Origin of the sequence: Salmonella sp. SAL04162 (assembly GCF_046551535.1) — a bacterium.
GTDB lineage: Bacteria > Pseudomonadota > Gammaproteobacteria > Enterobacterales > Enterobacteriaceae > Salmonella > Salmonella enterica.
This window is the reverse complement of sequence record NZ_JBGDVX010000017.1, coordinates 30,318-53,848: the sequence shown is the minus strand read 5'-3', so window position 1 is coordinate 53,848 and position 23,531 is coordinate 30,318. Positions and strand designations below refer to the sequence as shown.

Here is a 23,531-nt window from a genome sequence, read left to right as displayed (position 1 = left end):
CCGTTTAACTCTCATGTTCCCGGTGGGGTGGTTACCGGCAGGGCAGCAGAAGCGCCCCCTGGCTGAGCGACAGCTTCTCCGGCAGGTCCAGCCGGCACTGTACCCGGCCATTCCACGACACGGTCAGCGCCTGGCGGTCTTCTGCGGTGATACCCGTCAGATAAACCTGACCATCGTCACCCACCATACCCGGTGTTTTCCCTGTACGGGCTGATATCACCTGCGCCCCGAACGGCGGTGCCTTACCGTCTGCCAGCCGGATATTCCCCAGCACCTGCTCTCCCTGGCTGGCATCAATCTTCCGGTAACCGATGGCGCCCTCCGTCAGGACCTGGCTGATAACAGAGTCGCTGACCTCCACATCATCCGGCAGACTGGCGACATCGACGGAGATATCACTGTGCTGATAACTTCCACCACTGCTGACGACTGCAATACCGAAACGGTTGCTGACACTGCTGCCGCCGGATACGGAAACGCCGGGCACACCACCGGTGTCAATCATCATGCGGGGTTCATTGCCCGCCATCGACTGACTGAAGGCGGCACCATGTACCGTGGCGGTCGCCGAGCCGTACCAGTTCAGTCCCAGACTGCGGTACAGACCGGGTTGCAGGGACGCATCCGCACTGACCTGCCCCCATGGCAGACTGCTCTGGATACCGCCACTGAAATTACTGTTACTGCCGGTTTCATTCCGGCTGAGCCCGGCACTGATGTTCCATGAAGTGTCCGGGTTGTGGAAATCGCTGTAGTTCACGTTCTGCTGCATACTGCCCCGGTTATCCTGCTGAAGGCTGTAACTGACCTGACGGCTGTCACCCCACGGAATGCTGAGAGAGGCGTACACCTGGTTCTGCGTTCCTCCGCCCGTGTACTGGTTCCGGGCAAAAGAAACCGATGCGGAGATACCGCGAATACTGCCGAGGCTGAAGAATTTGTTCAGGCTGAGCATGTAATTGTTGTTTGACTCAGCATTCCAGTAATTCAGGCGGCTGACCGACAGGGCCGCGTTCATGTTCAGTGCCGGGATGGACTGACTGTATGTGATGGTGTAACTCTGTTTTTCATGCCAGACACTGTCCCCGTCCACAGACCTGCGCTGAAGGTACTCCGGCAGGGAAAGGTAGTGACGGTCGGAAAAACGGTAGCCGACAAAGGCCAGCGTGCTGCCGGTTTTATCAAAGGTTTTGGCATAGTTAATCCGGTAGCTGTAACCGGTCTGATTCTGTCCCTGCGGCAGTTTCGCATCCGAACGGGTGATGTCTGCAGATAAAGCCCCCATAACCCCCATATTCTGAGCGGCTCCAAGGGCGACGGACTGGTAATCGCCGGTGGAGGCAATCAGCCCCCCGTAAAGCGAGGTGTTGTTAAAGACCCCCCATGTGGCCTCGCCCAGAAGAAAGTCAGGACTGACCGTGCTGTTGTTATGCGGTCCGCCATAAAGAGGACGGCCTGCCGCCGCCTTATAGCGGACCATGCCCTTACGGGCCATAAAGGGCACACTGGCGGTGTTGACCTGCCAGGTGTGGGTGCTGCCGTCGCTTTCCCGCACAGTCACGTCAAGGTTACCGGTGATGTTCCGGCTCAGGTCCGGCAGGACAAAGGGACCGGGCGACACCCGGGTCTGGTACAGAATGCGGCCGTTCTGGCTGACGGTCACCTGCGCGTTACTGTTCGCAATACCGCTGATTTGCGGGGCGTATCCCTGCAGGGAGGGCGGCAGCATACGTTCATCGCTGGCCAGGGTGATACCGGCAAAGCGGAAGGAGTCAAAAATGGCGGAGCTGAGATACGTCTGGCCCAGCGTCAGTTTCGAGCGCAGCGACGGCAGCGGGCGGAACAGATACGTCTGTGGCAGATAAAAATCAGACTGCACGTTCCCGTCTCCGCTGTCATAGCGGTTGTACTGGTAATCGCTGCGCAGACGCCAGGCACCGAAGTTAAACCCGGCTGTGCCGTACAGGCTGTAACTGGTGGAGGTGTCGCCCTGCTGCGGCATATAGCGGTTTGCCGAGAGATTATAGTCCAGCACCGCCCCGGCGACCCCGTCACTCCAGCGAGAGGGCGGCACCCAGTCCGGGTCCCGGTACTCCATCCAGGCCTGGGGAATGACAAAAGTCAGGCGCTGTTTTTCAGCACTGTACTGCACCCTGCTGTCCGGCGTGTTCAGTTCAAGGCAGTGGCCGGCATCCGTGCCGGAAACCGCTTTCAGCCCCCGGGCAATGTCGTCCTTCAGCCCCAGCATATCGACCATGGCGGGCGTCACGCAGATAACCGAATCGTCACGGCCATTAAGCTGTACCACCCTGACAGGGTACTGCTCACTGACAGACTGGTCGTTCAGCCAGATATCCAGCATGTAACTGCCGGGCGCGACATATCCCTCGCGGCTGAATGCCGAGAGGTCTGCTTCTGACGGGTCACTGGTACTGAGCAGACTGGCGTCAAACTCGGTTGCCAGAACCACCGGAGTGGTCAGTGTCAGGGTTATCAGTATGGCGAGCCGGTTCAGTTTCATAGTGTGATATTTCAGCATTATCGTCCGTGTCACCGGCAGTCAGGGGTGACGCCGTCAGAAGTTGCAGATAAAAGCTGTCCTGCTCTCCGTTGTGGACGGCTTCATATTGCCTGGCTGAAGAACTTACTGGTATTTCAGGGTGTAATTGACAGGGATGCTGAATGCTCCCGGTTTGACTGAACCTGCATCTCCCACGTTCATCAGTTTTGCGGTGTAGTTCATATCCGTAGCACCGGGTGACAACTGAACTGGGTTTCCTGCCGTGGTAAAATCAGGAGAACTGCTGGGAGTGATGACTGTACCGTCAATTCCGGTCAGCTGAACGCCAAGACTCGGATTGGCGCCTGAGATAAAGGCTTTTTTACTGCTGCCCGCCGGAGTGCCGGAGAACGCAATCTGCACTTTGGACAGCGCCCCTGCGGGGTGATCTGTGTCTTTATCAAACTCGCAGTTCTGCAGATGAATGGTAAACTGTTTTGCGGTGGCATCATCAACAGCGCCGGTTGCTTTCAGGGCGCGATAGGAGACCTGACCAAATGGCACGCTCAGATTCTCATCACCGGCCTTAATATCACAGGGAGCTTCAGTGATGGTGCCCGTGAAGGTGACCGTACCTTTGCCGAACACGCTGGGTGACAGAACTGTCTCAGCCGCAGACGAAGTCACACCATCCTCAGCAAAAGCTGAAGTACCGTACATCATGACGCCAGCAGTCACCATGGCTAACAAAATCTTGTTACGCATAACACATGTCCTTTTTAATTAACTGAATGAGAAATGAGAGTTGCATGAGCCGGAAGCGGAGATTATTCCCCGGAATTTGTTCTGTCGTTCGGTTCGCGGCAGAGTTAAGCATCCTGATAATCAATATAAACAGACCGACACTGATGTCGGATGGTATGAGTCCGGACGGGCCCGGAACCGGATGCTGCGGCTTATGGCGGGGTATTTATAGGAAAACTCTCATCGCTATTACATCAATAAATACAGATCGATAAGATCGATATATTCGATCGTAAAATAAGATTAATCACCATTAAAACTAATTTTCAGCATAATAATAAGCGTTAAAACGATAACTTACGACGCTGTCTGAATACATAAACAGGTGTATTTGGACGCTACCGGGCAGGGGCTTTTTCAGTCATTGTTACTGTAAAATTAAAAAGCATTTAATTTCTTAAAAAATTCAATTACCAACATTTAGTATTGTTAAAATATTAAATATGGATTTCAATGGTTATTTTATGCTAAATCAGGGATGGTGATTAAAAGCTGATGGCTTTCCCCGAAAAAAAGAAGTTCAGGGTAATAATATTTATTCTCATCTGTAGTGCTTTTTTTTATTAACGTGATATTAATCACATTTAACAAGAAGAAAATGAACAGGTAATTAAGACGCGAACGGATACCGAACAACATCCGGCTCCCCATGTCAGTTGGTTCTGTCGCATGAGTGTAGACAAGTTAGCAAAAATAGCGCTGCTGATTTTTCAGGCAGCCAGTAGATAAAATTGTTCCGCCGGTGTCAGCCCGTCGCCGGCTGGATGGTGAAACTACCCTTTCCATATCATGTGGATCAGTTCGATGCCAGCCAAAGTAACAATTTTGATGAGGCAACAGTGCGCGTTGGGTAACAAAAATGCTGAGTCAATGCGGTCAATGCGGTCAATGCGGTTATTGTCGTCTCATAGACTGTTACATATCCTGTCTGGTTTCCCGGTACATAGCTACGAGCTTCCCCCCGCTTTATCAGAACAAAGAATACCTGACAATGCTGGTGAACTTCTCATTGTAGGATTCCACCACTGAATATGATTTAGATCAATCTTATATTTCGTAAATTAAATTATTACAAATATTGTTAACCGAAAAAAACACAACTCTGTGTGATTTTTGCTCAGTTAATTGACTGTTTTTCCGTTTTATTTTAGTTTTCTGCGCGATTACTCGCTTATTACGATGAATATTATCGATCGTTACGATCGATAATAATGTCTTTAATTGTTGAAACTAAAAACATCAATATTTCATTAAGGTTGTTCCGACTGGAAAATGAAAGGAGTGTCCGGACCAGATTAAGCTTACCGATTACGATTTAACCTGAGTGAGACTGAGAATCATCATTGTGGTGAAATGCGACACTATTTCATTTTTATGAAAATAGTCTGTTTTTGTCTTTTTATTTCTTTTGATTAACTAATAAGTGGAGCCGCCTATGAAAGCGCTAAGCTTGCGGGATATCAGAAAACGTTTTATGGCACAGCCAGAAAAGTACCTTAATCTTAAAAAGCAACGTGGTATGACATTGCTGGAAATCATTATTGTACTGGGTATTATCGGTGTTATTGCGGCCGGGGTTGTTATTCTGGCACAGCGGGCTTTTGATACCAAGGCTATGTCTGACCTGGCGAATAATGCGAATACTGTACGAATTGCAGTTAAAGACGCTTATGGACCAAGTGGGCAATATCCTGCAGAAGATTCTGCGGATACAGCAAAACTGGCAAATTCTGCAGAACTTCTTACTGATACGAAAACACCAATTGGTAAGCTGACTGCGTTAGGTAAGATTTCGCCGGATGAAGCCCTGAATGGTATTTCCGGTAATTATATTGATATCGGCCCGGGAAAGATTGGTGCCAAGGATAATGCCGGATACTTTATTGTATTGAACGGTCTTAATCAGCAACAGTGTCGTGGAATGCTCAACCAGGTGGGTAACCAGTGGGATTACGTTCAGGTTGGTACAGGGGAAGCGGCAGGAACTTATAAAACTCATACCGTCCAGATGGATGCAGATGCCAGTGGTTATACTCCTGGTACTACAGCAGGCGGCACTACAACAGGTGCATCTCTGTCCGAAACCGGTATTTACCGTTCGCTGGCTGTACCAACGGGGACTGGTACGGGTGCTACAGGCGGTGGCGATAACCTTCTGACGCCAGATCTGGTCGTTCACGCATGTGGTAAGGGTTCTGATAATGCCATTATTTTAGGTAGCCGTTAATTTTATCTTTTTTATGCACTCCCTTTTCTTTATCAGGGAGTGCTCTTTTGTATGTCAATAAACAGGAGTAAAGTGTGGTGGGTGAGTCCGTAATAAAAAGAAGGATGAATAAATCCCGGGGGTTCTCACTGCTGGAAATTATTATTGTGCTGGCTTTTCTGGGTATTATTCTGGTAACGGCTGCCACCTACGCCAGAAAGCTGATTGATGAGAAGACCCGTCAGACGGCAGCTGATGCCGTGGCGCAGGAAGTTTATGGCGTACTTCAGTTTGTTAATGCTGACAGCATTAAAGCGACCGTAAATAATAAAACAAAAATAATCATTAACCCAATGTATCAGCAACCAGGAAATGCAATTTCTGATGACCCGGCTGATGTAAATACTCTGGGAATACAGAAAAATCCTCTCTGGCTGGCTCATCCTGGCTCATCCACTGATGCAGCAAGCACAAATGTTTCGCCCTATATTGCCCGGGTTTATTCGAAAAATATTACCACACCGATCTCAAACCAGATAAACATCAGTGACAATGGCATAAACTATTTCAGTCATTCACTGAAATGGAGTCAGTCCGTCTGGGGGCAGGACTCAGTTCGTGGTTATTTTACCGACAGTGGGTGCCCGGGGACCTCAGGTAATGTCTATTTTAATCATCAGTTCTTAAACTGTAATGAAAATCCGGCGCTTCATAACAGTGAAATCGCCATTTCACGTATTGATTTTGACAGTGACAAAGGAACAGAAAGCCGGCCGGCTGACCCGAACAAAACCGTGTCTGTCGGGATCGATCGGGTGGATGTGTATGTCAGTTTCACCCCGGTGGACGGTAATACAGCCCGGATTGATCAGTTCATTACGCCGTTAATGAGGGCGTTCAGGATGAAGAAAATCACGCCGAATACAAATGGAATCTACCTGGTCAGGCAACAGAATCACGCCAGTAATTCATGGACTTTGCTGGATAAAACCAACGGGCAACCGGCTACTGCGACGACATCAGTTAACAACTTAGCCCGGTTCAGTGACCTGCCTGACATGGTCGGTAAGTTACAGAAAGGGCAGACGTATGCCATCCGGTTTACCTTTGATGGTAAGGGAGATTACCTGCGGACGGATGGACTGAATTCTGCTGACAAAGTCTGCTGGAATTCAGCAACGGGTAATGCAGGACCGTGCCTGACATCGCCTTCGCCGGACTCCCTGATATTAAAACGCCGTGATAATCCGCAGGAACTGGCTAATCTGCAGGTCGGCAGTGTTATTTCTAAAGGCAGCTACAGGGACAATAACGGGCATATTCAACCGGACTATTATACCGCCCCACAGATTCAGTACGCCGCGTTCAGTAATACCGACAATAATATCGGGCCTTATTACAAGGGGGGGGCGGACAACCGTCATATGTGTACTGCTGACGGTAACTGTAGCAATGGTCCCACAGTGGATCAAATTACTGATACAGCCAATGGTGCCATTCCCGTTCCCCTGCAGACCTGCCCTTCTGCAGAGGGTTTTACCCGTACAGGAACGACGGATAATCATCAGTTGTATCCCAGACTCAGTGCGGCAGTGTCCTCTGTGGTTTCCGGGATTGTCAAGGATGGTTCCAAAGGGGAGCACTTTGCTGATGATCAGACTGTGGGGGCTTTTTTTAAAAATCAGGAAAAAACCATGACGGCGCTGAGTGGAAGTGAGGTCACTCTGAATCGGCTGGGCGGTACTGTTCTGCAGGTCAGGTCGGATACGGCGAGCGGAACCTGGCGAATTGCCGGCATGGTTGCGTCTGAAGATTCCGCCGACCCCCTGAAAGGTAGGTCGTGGATATATTTCAACCCATCCTGGCTGTCCGTCATGATCACCACCTGGTGCAGTTCTGTTGAGCAGCACTGAATAACCTCCGGGCAGGGTGGTGTTTGTTTATTCCTCTGAAATATCGTCGGTATTTAATTAATGGAAGAAAAAATGAAAGTAAAAATAATTACCGGGATTGCGCTGATGACATTGTCATCCCTTTCTGTGGCGGCGGGGCACTCCGGGGCCGGGACCTCCGTGAGTGACCTGGCCCGCAGCCCGTTTCAGGCTGACCGGGATAAAGCCCGGATGCAGTCGGGGCATCTGACCCCGCCGGTATCTGCTTCCCTGCAGGAAAACCACGGAATGGTCACAGTGCCTTCTGCCGGGCAACCCGTACTGACATCTCCCGGAGCAAAGCCCGTTGCCGGCGCGTACAACCCCTGGCTGACGATGAATCTTCAGGAGAACCACCTGCTCAGTCTGGACATAGGTACCTGGGCCAAAGCGCAGGGCATGCATCTGCTCTGGAACAGTAACCGGGACTACCTTATCTACAGCCCAATCCATCTGACGGGAAATAACCGGGACGAGGTGCTGAACCAGCTGGGACAACTGTTTCTCTCGGAGAATTATGGTCTGGTGGTCAAGCTCTATGAAAAAAATAATGTGCTCGTCATTGACGGCCAGTAATACAGGACGCAATAAAGGAACTCACCACAATGAAAGTTAACTATAAACTGTCCTGTCTTGCGGCAGTACTGCTGCTTCAGGGGTGTACCACTGAATTCAACCAGAAGTACACAGACAAGGAACTGCTCGACAGCAGTCCCGGTCTGCAGAGCCTTGAGGCCCAGAAACAGCAGGCTTTCACGAAGTATAATACCGCTTTTCTCGGCAAGCCGGTCGCCTACAGTGCAAAACAGCAGCACCTGCTGGCACAGCATGTGGAGTTTCACTCGGAAATCCCGGTGTCGCTGAACACGGTACTGGACACCCTGTCTGAGCAGACAAAAAGCAGCTACCGGGTGAATGACCAGGTTCCCGGCAAGACCACTGCGACACCGGATATGGAGGCAGGCCCCCTTATCCGCGACAACACAGTGAACTTCTCCGGGACGTTTGAAGAGTTCATGCGTTACCTGTCCGCTTTGTATGACGTCACAGTCAGCCTGACCGACGATAATATCCTGCAGGTGAATGTCTACAACACCTATGCCCTGAAGCTGGACTATTTTGGCAAGGACAATGACTATGATGCCAGTCTTGACCTGTCCGGCAATGAGGCCATCAGCGGCGGCGTGAAGGGCAAGTCCGAGACCAAATTCCAGAGTACGTTCTGGGATGATGTCACCGCCATGGCGCAGAAGTACGTTTCCAGCGGGGTATATAACGTCTTCAAGGATGTGGGGGTGCTGACCTTCAGCGGCCGCCCGTCTGAATACACTGAACTGGCCGGCATACTGAAGGATTACAAGCAGGCCAACAGCAAACAGTTTGTCATCACCTACAAGGTGTTCATTCTCGACAAGAAAAAATTGCGTAACTTTGATGGCGAACTGGGACTGGCGTTCAAAAAAGGCGGCACATCACTCAGCATGAATGGCGGCCTTATCGGTACGCCCTCCGGCGACATTTATTTCGGTCGCGATTTTTACGCCGACGGTCGTCTGGGTGTGGCGGCGAAACTGGATGCGCTCTATCAGCTGACGGGCAGTAAGGTGCTGCAGAGCGGCACGATGGTGACCCGTAATAACACTCCGGTGCCCCTGAACCTGACCGAGTCGCAGAACTATGTGTCCGGCATCACAGGTACGGTCTCCGACCAGATAGGTGCCTACAGTTCAACGGTCACCACCGCCACCATCACCACAGGAACCAGCGTTATTCTGACCCCGAGAGTGTTATCTGATGGACGGGTGGAACTCACGTCTGCCTATACCAAAAAGAATCTCAACGGGATTGACGTGTTTGGCAGTGACCAGTCTCAGGTGCAGTTACCCAACGTCAGTACCACTGAACTGTTCAACACCGTGGATGTCACGCCGGGTTCGCTCATTATCGTCGGAAAATACCAGACGGATATGAGTTCCGACGACCAGGGCGTCAAAGTTCTGGGCGGGAACCTGAACCGGAATGACACGTCATCCACTGTGGTGATGGTGGTCGGGGTGGACTACTACAACAAACCGTTCCAGGAAGGAAGATGATGCTGACGGAGATGATGAAGGCGCACAATCTTTACACCGGCACCTTATGGGTACCGTTACCCTCCACCACCGATGCCCGGCGGACCCGGTCGGTACGTAACCTGCTGGAGCGCCAGTGGCGGGCGGTGACCTATGAGGTGGCCTCCGTCGCTGAGCCGGGAAAAACGCCGGGTACCCGGACGCCGCGTGAGCTCCGGGCCGCCGGAGAGCGGGAGTTCCGTGGGTTGACAGAGCACCACTCATCGGCCCGGGAGCCGCTGGCGCTGTATATCCGCCTGTTATACGGGGACGGGATATTTTATGCCCGTACGGATGAGGGGATGGTCTGGCTGCTGATAGTCAGTGACGGCGTGATAGTGCCGGGTACCGACTGTCTGCTCAGTCCTGTGGTGTTTGACTCCCTGATGGAAGACCGGAAGTTCAGTCAGTACAAGTCACTGCCGGTCAGGGAGCTTAGGGAGGACTGTGAGGAAGACATCCTGACACACTATCAGGCCAACCAGTTGCGGCTGAAAAAGCGGCGTTATTTCTTTTATGGCGCACTGGTCTGTCTGGGGCTGGTTCTGCTTGCCATTCCAGCGGCATTCATCCTGATGGGGTAGATTATGAGCCGTTCATTATATAACTGGTTGTACCGGGATACGCTGTCATCACATGGCAGGACAGCCCTGCTGTTTGGTGGCGTGGTGGTGTTGGTAGCCGCCGTGGGGGGCGGTACCTGGTATTACTTTCACGCGAAAGCGGTCGAGAAAGAAGAGCAGGCCAGACTGGCCGCGGCGACCCTTCAGCAGAAACGGACGAATATTCATGACTTTTATACTAAGGCGCTGACCGGGGCGGATGCCCGTGGTTTTCTTGCGCTGTACACGGAAATTCTGCACAGTCGCCAGCCGATAGCGCTGGCCGGATTCCGGGAGGACAACTTCAGTTGTACAACGGACACCTGCAGTTTTTCCTATCAGGCCGGGGAGAACACGGTGTTCAGCGTGCAGGACAAGTGGTTCAGGGATGTCTCTTATGCACCGTCCTTCTCCCAGGATTCGGTGGATTACACCGGTATTCCGTCGGGCATGGACACTAACCCGGTACTGGACGCTTTTAACCGCCAGGAGAAAATCAGTGAACCTGCCTGTAATGACATACTGAATTATGTCTACAGCTATAACTCTCTGGTGGATGCCGGCCGTCGTTTTACCCTTACTGAGTTACCTGCCTCCTCCGTCAGTGCGGATGAGGCGTCGCTGCCGGGAAATCCTGATAACCACGGGTTGCTGGCCGGAAAGTGGCAGGTGTCACTGCCTGACGACTATGTCAGCGTCTTCTCATTCTGGCAGGACAGGCCGTATTCCTCTTCCTTTATTTTTCAGTCAGTGGCCGGGAAACAGGGCATTCTGGATATCAGCGGGACATTCTTATGCAAAAAATAAACGTTTTTCTTCCTTTATTGATTCTGACCTCATTTTATCTGCAGGCCGCGCCGCAGACGCCGGTAAACAACCTGCCTGCCGCATCTCAGCCGGCCGGGGCTGCGACGCAACCTGACACGGCCACCGCCGGACAGGAGCAGATAGTCCGCGCCCTGCAGGATGACATTGTGTTTGAACGCCAGAAGCGGCAACTCAGTAATGAACTGGCTCTGGAGAAACTGCGGGCGGAACTGCAGAAGGTCCGGGGTGAAAATACGCCGGCGGTGGCAACGATGCCGGTGGCGCCGCCGGTCGCCACACCGGTACGTGACGAGTCGCCTGTACCAGTGCCCCGGGCTGCACCTCCATCGGTGGTGCTGGTTTCACAGGTGGCCGGGGTATCCCGGGTGGGCGTATCCGTTAACGGGCAATTGCAGTTTGTCAGCCGGAATGAAAAATTCTCTGCTAACGGAAAACACTACCGGCTGGTGCCGGCGAAAAACAGTCAGCTTATTGTCCGGGAAGTGAAGTGAGTGTACTGACCACGGTTCTGATGCTGGATGAGTCGGTGCTGGCTTCGCCTGACTGGACGTTCCGTCAGCCGGAAGAGGGGATGTTGTGCGGTGAGAAGGACGGCGTGAATTACCTGCTGGTCAGCGACCTGCGCATCGATACCCTGGCGGCCGTTCAGGTGGACTATGAATACCTGACACGGGTGAAGAAGGTGCCCTGCCAGGGCGCGGCGCTGGTATCCGGGGAGCTGTATTACCAGATACTGGAAAACCTCACGCTTTCCTCTCTTACGGACAACCAGAGCAAATCGACGGAAATACAGCGTCAGCTGGAAGATTTGCTGACGCATGCCACATCGCTGGGGGCCAGTGATGTGCATATCACGCGCCGGGAGGCCATCGCCACTGTGGAGCTGCGCATCAACGGGGTACTTATTCCCGATGAGCAGATGCTGTCCACAAAGTGCGATGAGATGGTGTTTGTGCTCTATAACGTGCAGGCCAGTACCAAGGAAACCACCTGGAACAGAAGTGTGCCGCAGAGTGCGAACATTCTGTACACCCTGGCCGGGAGGAAATACCGCTTCCGTTATGCCCATTTCCCTATTTTTGGCGAGACGGAAGGGTGTTATCACGCGGTACTGCGCATTATCCCGTCGGGCGTGCGTAAGAGCAGCCTGATAGACCTGCGGGAGATGGGAATATCGGATGCGGAGGCGCTGGATATGCGGCGGATGCTGAGTAATCCCTACGGGGCCTATCTGGTCTCCGGCACTACAGGGTCGGGCAAGTCCACCACCCTGAAGGTGCTGATGGAGTGGATGCAGCATTATCGCTATGACGACAAGGGCAGTTTCCTGACCATTGAGGACCCGGTGGAATACCAGATAGCCGGCGCCAGGCAGAGTTCGGTGCTGGATGCGGATGATGGCGGATTTCACATCGCCATCAAGTCTGCTCTGCGGCGTGACCCTGATGTGCTGATGGTGGGGGAAATTCGTGACCCTGTTTCCGCGAATGCGCTGTCAGGTGCGGTGGAGAGCGGTCACTACTGCTTCACCACTGTACATGCGGGCAACATTGTGACGCTCCTGCAGCGCCTGTCGGCACTCGGAATGACCAGTGACAAGCTGTCCACGCCGGGTTTTATTGCTGGTCTCCAGTGTCAGAAGCTGTTGCCGGTACTGTGCGACCACTGCAAAAAGCCCCATTCCGGAGCAGTACTGGGTGGTCGGGCATTTGATGTGTATGAACGTAACCGTGACGGGTGTGAGAAGTGCAACTACAGCGGAATATCTTCCCGCCAGCTGGTGATTGAATATATGCGCCCGACTGACCCGGAGCTTGAGGCCATTTCCCGCCAGGACTGGTACGGGGTCTACAGCCAGTGGCGGAAGAAACGCCACACGGTTGACACGCTGGCAGAAGGGTTTGACCTGAGGGAGAAGGCCGTGGCCTGTGTGCTGGCCGGACGGGTATGCGTATCCTGGTTCAGTCTGGAGTTCGGGGACGTGGAGCCGGAAAATCTGGAGGTGTTACTTGGCAAAATTCACTAAGAAACAGCGGTTTTATTTATATCAGTTTTGTGCGGACATGATTAAAGCTGACCTGCCGCTGTATGACTCTGTCGTCAAGCTACAGACAGAAGGCCGGACCCTGCTGGGAGCAGGGTTTGTAAAAAAACTGCAGGCGTTTCTGGACAAGATGGCCACAACGGAGTCGGTGTCCGGGGTGTTTGAAGGATTCGTTCCCCGTGAAGAACTGGGGGTGATTTATTCCTCAGAGAAAAGCGGCGCCCTGGCGGACGGATTTCTCAGCATTGTGGCCACCCTGAAGTTTGAGCAACAACTGCGCTCACAACTGATAAAAGCGGTGTCTTATCCACTGATTATGCTGTGTCTTGCCCTGGTGGTGATTGGCGGGTATGCGGTGAAGGTGTTTCCGGCGTTTGAAAAGGTCATCCCGACAAACCGCTGGCCGGGGATAACGCAGGTGCTGTACAGCTTCGGGACAGAACTGTACCACGGACTGTGGATACACATCATCGTGGTTTTCGTGGTGGTGGTCATCCTTGTCCGGCTGGTGATGAGTAATGTCACGGGAAAACTGCGTAACAACATTCTGGATCGAATACTGCCCTTTTCAACCTATAAGCGGATGTCGGCCTCGCTGTTTCTGAGCAGCCTGTCCGCGATGCTGCGCAACAACATCCCGCTGAATGAGTCCCTGGATGTTATCCGGCTCAATGCCAGCCGCTGGATGCGGTACCACATCGCGCTGATGCAGAACAACATGGCGCTGGGGCAGCCCTACGGGAAGGCGATGAATACTGGTCTGCTGGGGGCCAGCGAACTGCTGAACATCAGCCTGTACTCCAGTCTGCCGTCGTTTTTTGACGTGCTGCTGGCGGTTTCTGACAGGGCAAGGAAAGATATCGAGGAGAACATGGAGCGTCTGGCCGGTATTCTGCGGTCGCTGGCGACCCTGGTACTGGGGGGCTGCGTGGTCTGGGTGTTTGGTGCCCTTTATGCCCTGTCCGATGCGATTTCCAAAATGAACTCCTTTTAACAGAGGAGTGAGGAGATGAAGATGAAAAAACATGATGCTTCAATGATAAAAAAAGGGATTTTACTTTCACTGGCCCTGCTGTCACCGGAGATTCTGGCAGCGGAGAATCTGAATTTCAACTATACCCGGGCGGATGCCTCCAGTCTGGATCCGCGCCTGTCAAAACTGGCGCAGGCCTGTCATACACTGACCGACACGATGGATATCAATGTCCTGTTTGGAGAAATGAATACCCAGAATGTGAGGGTGGTGATGTCGGTATACGGGAAAAACGCAGGTAAAGGTTATTCCGCTGTGTATTCGCTCCCGGGCACTTCGGGCAAGTCAGCTACTGACCCTGATTTGGTTGTTCCCTGGTCACTTACATTCAAGGGAGCCGCCAGTCTCACTGTGGAGCAGACATCCACCACTCCGGTTACGGACACAGCGTATGATGACCCGTTCTGTTTTCCTGATAATGGGCAGAATTCAAACCCACAGTGGATAGTTTCCAAGGGCCAGATTCCTGTATATGACAATCCTCCCTACGCTGGTAGTTATGGTTCGAAGGACTTTCAGAAGTATTGTATGAATTTTAACAGAGAAAACGGTGGTGAAAATACTTACTGGCCAGAATTTCAGAATCCCCCACAAACAGTCAGAGATGGACTGAACAAGCCCTGGGATGAATATCAGGGAAAATATATTTTTTATCGTCACAAATATTCTTATGATACAGGTGCGACTGAACAGCACGATAGCTGGTCAGACATTGAGCAGACCAAGGACGCCGCAGGGGGGTCTTCCTCTGTACCCGGGGTTGTTAATGAGTTCCCTATTTATAAAGAGGGAACGTTAAATTCTGTTCTCAGGAATGGAAAGTTTTTGATAAAACTGAATAACAGGAATGTCACCAGACTGATACTGGATATATATTATACCGATTTGGGAACTCATTCGATCTTTACATGGAAAAGAGATGGGGGTTATCTGAGTAACGTCCTGGCTTTCCAGGGCGTTCAGGAGTCAATAGCAGTAATATCGGCAGGCGATATTCAGAATGACCCTTATCAGCCATTTTATAATGATAGCGTGAAAGGGAGCAAAGCATATTTCAGGGGCACCCTGGTGGAAGAAGGTTCGCTGAATCAGAAGTATAAAGATTATATTAAGAACATAATGCCATTATCTTTACCTCCGGCATACCGGGGCGACATTAACCTCGTTAATACACACAGCCTGACGTTCAAAATAGGGTCTGCTAATGGTAGTGCTGCAGGAGGCAGTACGATGGTTACTGTATATGGTCAGCCGCTGAAATTTGGTTCTCTGTATTCAGCAGACAAAGAGGCTGTTGATGCAATGCAGGTGAGAAATGCCTGCTACTGACGGACGGAGGTAGCCATTGATGGTGACTGAACAGGCGTATTATTTTGTTTTTCTTGTTCTTTGTCTGATGACCGGGATGTGTACTGGCAGTTTTATGAACGTGGTTATTTATCGTCTGCCCCTGATGATTTTCGGGGCCGGTGACGATGACAGACCGTTTTCCCTTGCCTGGCCGCCATCACACTGCCCGGTCTGCCATCACCGGATACAGTTTTATGACAATATTCCGGTAGTGAGCTGGCTTGTGCTGCGCGGAAAATGCCGGCACTGCCGGACGCGTATTCCGGTCGTCTATCCCCTGACGGAAGCCGTTACCGGCCTGTGGTTTGCCGTGGTGTTCTTTTGTTTTGCCGGGCCGGTGAGCACCCTGCTGACATTTTCAGGTGTGGCAGGACTGCTGCCGCCCCTGGTGCTGTTCTGTCTGCTGTACTGCATTACCGTGACGGACTTCCGCCATTATCTTATCCCGGACGTCCTGTCTCTCGGTCTGCTGTGGTCCGGACTGGTGTTTTCTGTCTGCGGACTTATCCGGGTGTCACCCTTTCAGGCTGTTACGGGGGGAGTGCTGGCCTGGTGCATTATCAGCGCAGTCCAGTACGGATACCGAGTTATCCGCAGGCACGAAGGACTGGGGGGCGGTGATGCCAAACTTTTTGCCGCCGCATCCGTCTGGGTGGGGCTGAGCCAGGTACCGTGGCTGATTCTGTTTTCTGCCGTCTGCGGTGGCGTACTGTACGGAATAAAGAAGTTTTATCAGCGTAATATTCTTGTACAGACACCTGAATTATTGCCGGGGCAGGATGCTGACAATGGTGATAATGATATTGTCTGCACGGGAGTTTATATTCCGTTTGGTCCGGCCATTGCGCTGGCAACCCTTGTGCTTTTTTTTACCCGGATATGATGAATCAAGTTACCAGACAGAAGCTGATGCGCTTTCTGGTTCCGGGGCGCCTGGGAACCGGTTTTTTACTCGGCGCCGGTTTTATGCTGTGGCTGGCCATCGAAAGAAAAACAGAATTTGATGAATTTATTTTATTCATTATTGATTTTTTAAATCTGACACATGCATGAGGCTGAAGGGTTTCTGTATATGAATATACTGGCACCATTTAAATATATCCGGTCCGTTCTGACCGGATTATGTCTGCTTGTTATCAGCCACTGCGTCATGGCCGCAGACTGTTTTGATATGGCCGGAAAGGATGCGGGTATTGACCCGGATTTATTACGGGCCATCGCCTGGCAGGAATCCCGACTCAATTATGACGCCATAGGTAAAAACCCCGCTACTGGCTATGGCATGGGGCTGATGCAGATTGATTCCCAGCATCTGGGATATATGAAAAAACGGGGGGTTGACCGGGAGTTACTGGTCTCGGATATCTGTACCAATATTTACAGCGGTGCGCTGATTCTGGCGAAGGCCTTTAATAAATGGGGCGCCACCTGGGAAGCTGTGGGGGCTTATAACGCCGGTTTCGCCGGGACACCGAAACAACATGTCAGACGCATGGCGTATGCCAGAAAAATTTATGCCACGTACTGGAAACTTAAAAAAGGTGAAGACAGTCGTTAACGGCAATAAGCAGGGTATGGTAGTTTTTTTAAGGAAAATGATAATGAGAATAATAATACCAGCAGTGATATTAATCAGTAGTGGTGTCCTGATGGACGGAACCGTGCAGGCCGGTACCTGGACGGATAATAATGATGACGGTTTTCTGGATGCGTCAGAGAAGGCCGCTCTGTCTGAGTGGTTTACGCCGGAAAAGGTCTCCGTCGGTTTGTCTGTCGGTACGTTGAATGGCAGCGCGAAGGAGCGTGTGTATGACAATGGACGCAGACTCAGCCAGCTGGACTGGAAATTCAAAAATGCTCCCATTCTGAAAGGGACTATTGACTGGGATATTACACCGTGGGTCAGGCTGGGTGCATCAGGGTGGGTGACCGCAGGCAGTCACGGGGCCAGTGATATTATCGACCGGGACTGGATGTTCCCGGACCAGGACAGATATACCCATATTTCCGATTCGCCCTCAAAACTTCGCTCTGCCAGCGCCTGGGATGTGAATGCCACCGTCTGGGGGGTGAGTAATGATAACTGGCGTCTGGGACTGATGGCCGGCTGGCAGCAGACGGATTACAAATGGGATGCGCATGGCGGATATTACAGCTACTGGAATGGTCTGTTTGAAGGCAATTTCCCCAATAAGAAAATTGGACTCTATAAACCGCAGTTTAAAATGCCTTATATCGGGCTGACGGGCGGTACCCGGTTCCGTAATATTGAAATGAACACCACGGTTAAATACAGCCACTGGGTCCGGGCGTCCGACACCGATGAACACTATTTGCGGGAACTCACTATCCGGGACAGTAATCGTGATTCGGATTTTTATTCCGTATCCGCAGATATCGGATATTACATCACGCCACAGGCTAAGGTCTTTCTTGAAGGTGAGTGGGTGAGGATAACCAATGGCACAGGGAACAAAATGCAGACATATCATGATACCGGGGAGGTGTTTCATTTTCAGGATGCGTCAGGTATTGAGAGTTCGTCATATAACGTGACGGCAGGACTGAAATATTATTTCTGACGGACAGGTCTGAGGGCCGGCTCATCGCGCAGTGACTGTCGGGTGTCCGGTCATCAGACTGTTATGGTCCGGTGCAGGGGCGGAGCCCGGAGATGAAGAATACCGATATTTATGCGTTCAGTAATTTTGAATTCCTCGCTATTACTTTTGCGCAAATGGCCCGACAGGGGAGGGCGGTTAATATGGATGCCGTCACCGGAAATATGGATGACAGACAGCGGGAGTGGTTTCTTGAAAGATACCGGTTCTGGCTTGAATCCTGTGCCGGAGAATATCAGCAAACCGGGCCGGAAACTGACCTGTGAACGTTTTCTGTGGAGTAAATACAGCGTATGCAGAACCAGAACGCACAACCTGACGATCAACCTGAGTATGAATATGCGGGATTCTGGCTGAGAACCGGCGCATGTCTCGTTGACAGCCTGTTTTTTTCACTGCTTTTATTGCCGGTAACGATAACGTTTTATGGTACCGGTTATTTCCTGAGTGACAGCTTATTCCGGGGACCTGCGGATGTGGCAATCAACTGGATTGTGCCGGCTGTTCTGACGGTCATTCTGTGGCGGGGGTTCCAGGCCACGCCCGGAAAGATGGCGCTGAGATTACGGGTGCTTGATGCTGAAAGCGGCTGTCCCGCCAGTACCGGGCAATATATCGGCCGTTATCTGGGTTATTTTGTGTCGACAGTTCCCCTGGGCCTCGGTTTTTTCTGGATCGCCTTCGACCGCCGCAAGCAGGGGTGGCATGACAAACTGGCCGGAACCGTTGTTGTGAGGAGTCTCCGTCTCCCCGCGGTGACATTCCGGGGCAGACCGTCGTCACGCCGGTGAGCAGAAAACGGACCGGCTTTAACGTCCCGTTCAGCGTCAGGCACTTTCAGATAACCGGAGGAATGATATGTGTATAAATTATCCGGCCAGGTATGAGACCGGTGATATTGTTTTTACCTGTATCGGATCAGCATTATTCGGGCAGGTCTCGGCTGCCTCCCGGTGCTGGTGTAATCATGTCGGCATGATCACGGGGCACAACGGTGAGGATTACCTGGTGGCAGAAAGCCGGGTGCCGTTTTCCACGGTAACCACCCTGTCACGGTTTATCCGTCGCTCAGCCGGAAAACACTATGCCGTGAAACGACTGAAGGGGGGACTGACTGAGGCGCAGAAGCATGATGTGTTGCTTCAGGTAAAACCCCGGCTGCATAAGCTTACCATACCGGATTCAGCTATGGCTCTTCCCGGCAGTTCTGCTCAAAGTTTGTGTTTGATATCTGCCATGAGGCACTGTCTGTCCGGGTGGGGAAAATTGAGACCTTCGGTGAACTGTTGCAGAACAACCCTGACGCACGACTGACATTCTGGAAATGCTGGTTTCTGGGCTCCATTCCGTGGAGTCGCCGTACGATAACGCCAGCCAGTCTGTGGCGTAACTCTGACCTGGAACTGATTTATCACAGTCATGCGCCGGGCCGTAATGATCCCCTGCCATGCTCTGATGATGTCTGACTGGTAAAGCGGCTGAGGGGATGAGGTGTTTTTATCTCCGGGTCACACGGCTGTGATCTCCGGTTTTTCCGGGGACTTTTTACAGTAAGTTAACTTTTTTTTGTTGAAAAACGACCTCTGCCGGGGAGAAACTTTTTTTATTTCAGGCGAAAGGCGCTGATGCCGGTTCTGTATGACAGGACGGATTTTTTATTTCCTGCACCTGTTATTCTCGGAAAAGAAACCAGAAGGTGTCTGAGAGAAAAATATTCTGAAAACCGGGTTAACCGTACCTTATGCGCTCGGGTTTACAGCGACGGGCGGTAGCGTATGTGGCGGTGAGCCGGGGTTATCCCCCTGTGGCCGGTGAAACCTGTGAGGCGTATTTATCCGGCGGGCCTGATGGCTGTATATCACCGGGGCGGCAGTATTTATCGTTCTGCGGTAGTGCCATCCGGGCAGGCTGAAAAATGTATTCCCGGCTCCGGGTGTGGTTGCTAGCATGTATTTAAACGGAAAATAATTATGGCAAAACTGATGACTTCTCTGGCACAGTGCTCCCAAAGAATGACCTGGGGAGAACGACGCGTCGCCCAGCGCCTGGAAACCCATCTCGGTGATGACTGTCTAATCTGGTATGACATTCCGGTGGGGAGACAATATCAGCATCCGGACTTCGTGATCATCGATCCGTCCTCAGGGCTGATATTCCTTGAGGTCAAGGACTGGCGGAGGAGCACGTTCAGTCATGCTGATCCCCTGACGGTCATCCTGGAGACCGGGCAGGGAGAAAAACGAGAAAAGAATCCGCTGGTCCAGGTCAGGGAATACGCCTGTGCAACGGCTGAGATGTTGTCCCGGGAGCCCCTTCTGCAACAAACCGGGATATACCAGGGCAAACTTAATGTGGCGTGGGCATACGGTGTGGTGTTCACGAATATCACAAGGCAGCAACTGAACGCGCTTTCTGCTGACGGTGCTGTTGAAGCTGTATTTCCGGAAGCCCTGACGATTTGCCAGGATGAAATGACGGAATCGGTTTTACCGCAGGCCTTCAGAAACAAAATCGCGGGCCTGTTTACCACCCGTTTTCGGCCTGCCATCTCTCCGTCAACACGGGATATTATTCGCCGGCACCTTTTCCCGGAAATCGTGATACCGGCCAAAAAATCAGACAGTAATCTGCTGAAAGTGATGGATATCCAGCAGGAAATCCTGGCGCGTAATATCGGGGAGGGTCACAGGGTGATACATGGTGTTGCCGGCTCGGGGAAAACGCTGATTTTACTGTACCGTTGCCAGTATCTGGCAGAGAATTCGGAGCGTCCCGTTCTGGTCCTTTGTTTCAATATTACACTGGCAAACTACATCCGGGAGTGCATTGCCGATAAAGGGTTGTCGCAAAAAGTGCATGTGTATCATTTTCATGACTGGTGTGGCGTTGCCGCGCGTAAATTCAGGCTTACGGTCAGTCGTGAAGGCCCCTGGTTTGATAACAGTTTCGCAGCCCTGGAAGGTGCCGTTGACACAGGTGTGATAACGGATACCGGCTATGATGCCGTTCTGATTGATGAAGGCCACGATTTTGACCGCCGGTGGCTGGCCCTGATTGCCCGGCTGTTTGATAACAGTAAACGTTCTTTACTGCTGATGTATGATGACGCCCAGTCGCTTTACCGCCGTGAGCGGGCGCTGAACTTCTCACTGGCAAGCGTGGGAATTCAGGCGCAGGGGCGTACCTCAGTCCTTCGCGTTAATTATCGTAACCCGGAATGTATCCTCAGTTTTGCATACGCTTTCTCACGCGACTATTTTGAAAAACACCGTAACCAGGAGGTTCCGCTGGTGCTGCCGGAGGCCTGCGGTGATAAGGGAAAAGCACCGGACATTATGCAGTGCAACTCTGCCGAGGAAGAGGCGTTTCATGTCGCTGACTGGCTGGGGCAAAAATATGCCCATACCGGGCGCTGGGGGGATATGGCGGTGCTGTGCCCGACGCGGTTTTCGGCTCAGCGTCTGACGGAAGTAATGGAAGAACGGGGGATCCCTTTCGTTATCAGCTTCACATCAGCAGATAAAAGGCATTATTCCCACAAGGATAATGTCGTACATTTATTGACCTTCCAGAGCAGCAAGGGACTGGAGTTTCCTTTTGTGGCAGTCATCAATGCATCTTTTGTGCATCAGGGGGCGGACGATGAGGGAGAGGCCATTCCTGCGTTATATGTGGCTTTTACACGCTCAACCCGGGAACTGCTGGTGACGTTTTACCGGGAAAACAGCATCAGCCGCCATCTGGCAGAATTTGCGGAAATGGACTTAAAGACACTTCAGAATGGCGGCCTGCCATAAAATGCAGCAGGTGTGAACCCACCCGGCAGAGTGAACATGCCAGTCCGGGGGACAGGGGACAGTATCCGGGCAGACGGTAACCTGAACGGCAATGATACAGACAACCGGAAGATATGGTGACAGCGGATATTCATTATCAGACAGAAAAGTACTGCTTTATGGAAACCGGTGAACCAGCACATCTCACTCGTCAGTGGGCGGAGGTGCTGCTGGCGTGCCGGGAACAGCAGGCGACACCGGAGGAACGTCTGCGTATTGCCCTGCTCAGTGTGGACTATGTGACCAGTTTTGAACTGCCCTTCCGGTTGTTGTTGCTCCGGGCACCTCAACTGATTGCGGAGGTAAGGGTAAGGCAGAAACTGAGTCAGAAAAATGTACTCTTCAACGGTAAACGTTTTGGCTGTGTTTACAGCATGAAAACTGATATCAGCTCGGTTCCGGAAGAATTCCAGTATCATCTGTCGCACCGTATCCGGCGGATAACATCAGCAGGCAGTACTGAAGCGCCTTACCGGCAGATTGCCAAAGAGGTAAAAGTCCCACTGAAACGTCTGGAACGGGCGCTGACATCGGGTCTGGAAGTGACTGCGCTGGACGGGCTTTTCTGGTTTGGTTGCCAGCGTCTTGCGGCGGACGTGCTGAGACTGAGAAAAGCGGGGATGCGGATAACCACTGCGGAGAAAATGGTATCGGATAATATTACCGGAACGACGCGTGGTATACCGGTCTACTACTGTGAATGAAGCCAGATGAGGCTGCTCCTGGCGTGGATTATTTATCGGTAGCGGAAGAACAGAGTGAATGATAAGGAAACCGTACATCTCATTCAGGGTATATGACAGGGAGGCATGATGTGGAATATTCATCCGGAGCGGGGGGAGTTTATCCTGCCGGAGCAATATCTTTCTCCTGTACAGGCCAGTATCGTGGCTGGTCGGCTGGAAACGAAAGGGATAGCGGTCATGCTGCTGGATGAGCATGTTGTCTGGAATAACCAGTTACAGGCGCAGGCGGTGGGAGGCGTGAAGCTTCTGGTGAAACCGCAGTACCTGGGAGCAGCCCGGTCTGTTCTGAAAGAGATCAGACAGGGGGCGTATTGTCCGGAGAAGGAGCATGAATACGTCAGGGAGAATAATATATCGAATAACAACCGAATGTGGACTGTATTGAGTACTGTTCTGATTATTCTTTTTTTACTGTTATCCTTGATGGCATTGCTGCGGACAATAAAAGGCTGGCTGTCCGGGTAAGAGAAATAAACCCGACGTTCATACAGGGATTTTACCGAAAACGACGGACCTGAAACGGCTGATAAATTCCGGTGCAGGGGAATAAATGAAAAAAATAATGTTGTATCTTTTTTTGCTCAGTGTCGGCGGGTTGCCTGCCCTGTCCCGTGGAGCGGAACTCTCACACGATGTAACCCGGGAAGATGTTCAGAACAGAGATATCCGGCAATATGAACTGAACCATTTTATTGCTGATTATCACTATTACGAACCGGGGGATATTGTCCCGGATATTTATCTGACGCCACCCTATATTATTAAAGCATGGTGGCTCAGGAATCTGCCCCCACCGCTACCGGGAAGCCACTGGACCTGGATGGATGGCACATATGTGATGGTGACAGATGACGTGGGCGTGGTTATCAGAGCCATATCCGATGATATTTTTTACAGTAACAGAAAGTGACACCTGTCA

21 protein-coding genes and 2 pseudogenes are annotated in these 23,531 nt (G+C 51.8%); 20 read left to right on the top strand and 3 right to left on the bottom strand.

The window, feature by feature from the left end:
* Window positions 1-31: 31 nt before the first annotated feature.
* The 3 genes and pseudogenes from stdB to ACLJRH_RS23800 all read right to left on the bottom strand — a co-directional run.
* Window positions 32-2,521: a fimbrial outer membrane usher protein StdB gene (gene stdB, locus ACLJRH_RS23810; protein WP_410958144.1), complete on the bottom strand. Its 2,490-nt coding sequence runs from the start codon at window positions 2,519-2,521 to the stop codon at window positions 32-34.
* A gap of 123 nt (window positions 2,522-2,644) precedes the next feature.
* Window positions 2,645-3,265 carry a fimbrial protein gene (locus tag ACLJRH_RS23805; RefSeq protein ID WP_410958143.1) on the bottom strand — a complete coding sequence of 207 codons (621 nt, stop codon included), beginning with the start codon at window positions 3,263-3,265 and terminating at the stop codon, window positions 2,645-2,647.
* A 749-nt stretch (window positions 3,266-4,014) separates the two neighbouring features.
* A pseudogene (locus ACLJRH_RS23800) lies at window positions 4,015-4,119 on the bottom strand (IS6 family transposase); the annotation flags it as partial.
* Window positions 4,120-4,739: 620 nt separating this feature from the next.
* On the opposite strand from ACLJRH_RS23800, the gene ACLJRH_RS23795 reads away from it, so the two are divergent.
* From ACLJRH_RS23795 to ACLJRH_RS23700, 20 genes and pseudogenes are all read left to right on the top strand, one after another.
* Window positions 4,740-5,531 carry a type IV pilus major pilin gene (locus ACLJRH_RS23795; RefSeq protein ID WP_410958142.1) on the top strand — a complete coding sequence of 264 codons (792 nt, stop codon included), beginning with the start codon at window positions 4,740-4,742 and terminating at the stop codon, window positions 5,529-5,531.
* Between the two features lie 104 nt (window positions 5,532-5,635).
* The gene (locus tag ACLJRH_RS23790; protein ID WP_410958141.1) at window positions 5,636-7,423 is read left to right on the top strand and encodes a Tfp pilus assembly protein FimT/FimU; all 1,788 of its coding nucleotides are present in this window, start codon (window positions 5,636-5,638) and stop codon (window positions 7,421-7,423) included.
* Window positions 7,424-7,495: 72 nt separating this feature from the next.
* Window positions 7,496-8,017 carry a TcpQ domain-containing protein gene (locus ACLJRH_RS23785; protein ID WP_410958140.1) on the top strand — a complete coding sequence of 174 codons (522 nt, stop codon included), beginning with the start codon at window positions 7,496-7,498 and terminating at the stop codon, window positions 8,015-8,017.
* Window positions 8,018-8,046: 29 nt separating this feature from the next.
* Window positions 8,047-9,534, top strand: coding sequence for a type II and III secretion system protein (locus tag ACLJRH_RS23780; RefSeq protein WP_410958139.1), 1,488 nt, complete (start codon window positions 8,047-8,049; stop codon window positions 9,532-9,534).
* Entirely contained in the window at window positions 9,531-10,136 is a 606-nt protein-coding gene (locus tag ACLJRH_RS23775) for a hypothetical protein (RefSeq protein WP_410958138.1), read from the top strand. Before ACLJRH_RS23780 ends, ACLJRH_RS23775 begins: the two co-directional genes overlap by 4 nt.
* Window positions 10,137-10,139: 3 nt before the next feature.
* Entirely contained in the window at window positions 10,140-10,961 is an 822-nt protein-coding gene (locus tag ACLJRH_RS23770) for a hypothetical protein (RefSeq protein WP_410958137.1), read from the top strand.
* Entirely contained in the window at window positions 10,949-11,473 is a 525-nt protein-coding gene (locus tag ACLJRH_RS23765; protein ID WP_410958136.1) for a lngG, read from the top strand. Before ACLJRH_RS23770 ends, ACLJRH_RS23765 begins: the two co-directional genes overlap by 13 nt.
* 20 nt (window positions 11,474-11,493) lie before the next feature.
* Window positions 11,494-13,008 (top strand): ATPase, T2SS/T4P/T4SS family, encoded by a 1,515-nt coding sequence (locus ACLJRH_RS23760; RefSeq protein WP_410958167.1) that lies wholly within the window; start codon window positions 11,494-11,496, stop codon window positions 13,006-13,008.
* Window positions 12,992-14,020, top strand: coding sequence for a type II secretion system F family protein (locus ACLJRH_RS23755; protein ID WP_410958135.1), 1,029 nt, complete (start codon window positions 12,992-12,994; stop codon window positions 14,018-14,020). The genes ACLJRH_RS23760 and ACLJRH_RS23755 overlap by 17 nt, the downstream gene beginning before the upstream one ends.
* A 21-nt stretch (window positions 14,021-14,041) precedes the next feature.
* On the top strand, window positions 14,042-15,388 hold the full coding sequence (locus ACLJRH_RS23750; RefSeq protein ID WP_410958134.1) for a hypothetical protein: 1,347 nt from the start codon (window positions 14,042-14,044) through the stop codon (window positions 15,386-15,388).
* Between the two features lie 19 nt (window positions 15,389-15,407).
* The gene (locus ACLJRH_RS23745; RefSeq protein WP_410958133.1) at window positions 15,408-16,292 is read left to right on the top strand and encodes a prepilin peptidase; all 885 of its coding nucleotides are present in this window, start codon (window positions 15,408-15,410) and stop codon (window positions 16,290-16,292) included.
* A gap of 216 nt (window positions 16,293-16,508) precedes the next feature.
* The gene (locus tag ACLJRH_RS23740) at window positions 16,509-16,967 is read left to right on the top strand and encodes a transglycosylase SLT domain-containing protein (protein ID WP_410958166.1); all 459 of its coding nucleotides are present in this window, start codon (window positions 16,509-16,511) and stop codon (window positions 16,965-16,967) included.
* 43 nt (window positions 16,968-17,010) lie between these two features.
* On the top strand, window positions 17,011-17,991 hold the full coding sequence (locus tag ACLJRH_RS23735) for an omptin family outer membrane protease (protein ID WP_410958132.1): 981 nt from the start codon (window positions 17,011-17,013) through the stop codon (window positions 17,989-17,991).
* Between the two features lie 92 nt (window positions 17,992-18,083).
* Window positions 18,084-18,296: a glycogen synthase gene (locus ACLJRH_RS23730; protein WP_121768057.1), complete on the top strand. Its 213-nt coding sequence runs from the start codon at window positions 18,084-18,086 to the stop codon at window positions 18,294-18,296.
* Between the two features lie 27 nt (window positions 18,297-18,323).
* On the top strand, window positions 18,324-18,821 hold the full coding sequence (locus tag ACLJRH_RS23725; protein WP_410958131.1) for an RDD family protein: 498 nt from the start codon (window positions 18,324-18,326) through the stop codon (window positions 18,819-18,821).
* 67 nt (window positions 18,822-18,888) lie between these two features.
* Window positions 18,889-19,496, top strand: a pseudogene (locus tag ACLJRH_RS23720) (YebB family permuted papain-like enzyme).
* A gap of 504 nt (window positions 19,497-20,000) precedes the next feature.
* On the top strand, window positions 20,001-21,827 hold the full coding sequence (locus tag ACLJRH_RS23715) for a DEAD/DEAH box helicase (protein ID WP_410958130.1): 1,827 nt from the start codon (window positions 20,001-20,003) through the stop codon (window positions 21,825-21,827).
* A gap of 116 nt (window positions 21,828-21,943) precedes the next feature.
* On the top strand, window positions 21,944-22,570 hold the full coding sequence (locus tag ACLJRH_RS23710; protein ID WP_410958165.1) for a helix-turn-helix domain-containing protein: 627 nt from the start codon (window positions 21,944-21,946) through the stop codon (window positions 22,568-22,570).
* Window positions 22,571-22,675: 105 nt separating this feature from the next.
* Window positions 22,676-23,077, top strand: coding sequence for a hypothetical protein (locus tag ACLJRH_RS23705; protein ID WP_410958129.1), 402 nt, complete (start codon window positions 22,676-22,678; stop codon window positions 23,075-23,077).
* A gap of 85 nt (window positions 23,078-23,162) precedes the next feature.
* Window positions 23,163-23,522, top strand: coding sequence for an RcnB family protein (locus ACLJRH_RS23700; protein ID WP_410958128.1), 360 nt, complete (start codon window positions 23,163-23,165; stop codon window positions 23,520-23,522).
* Window positions 23,523-23,531 lie beyond the last annotated feature (9 nt).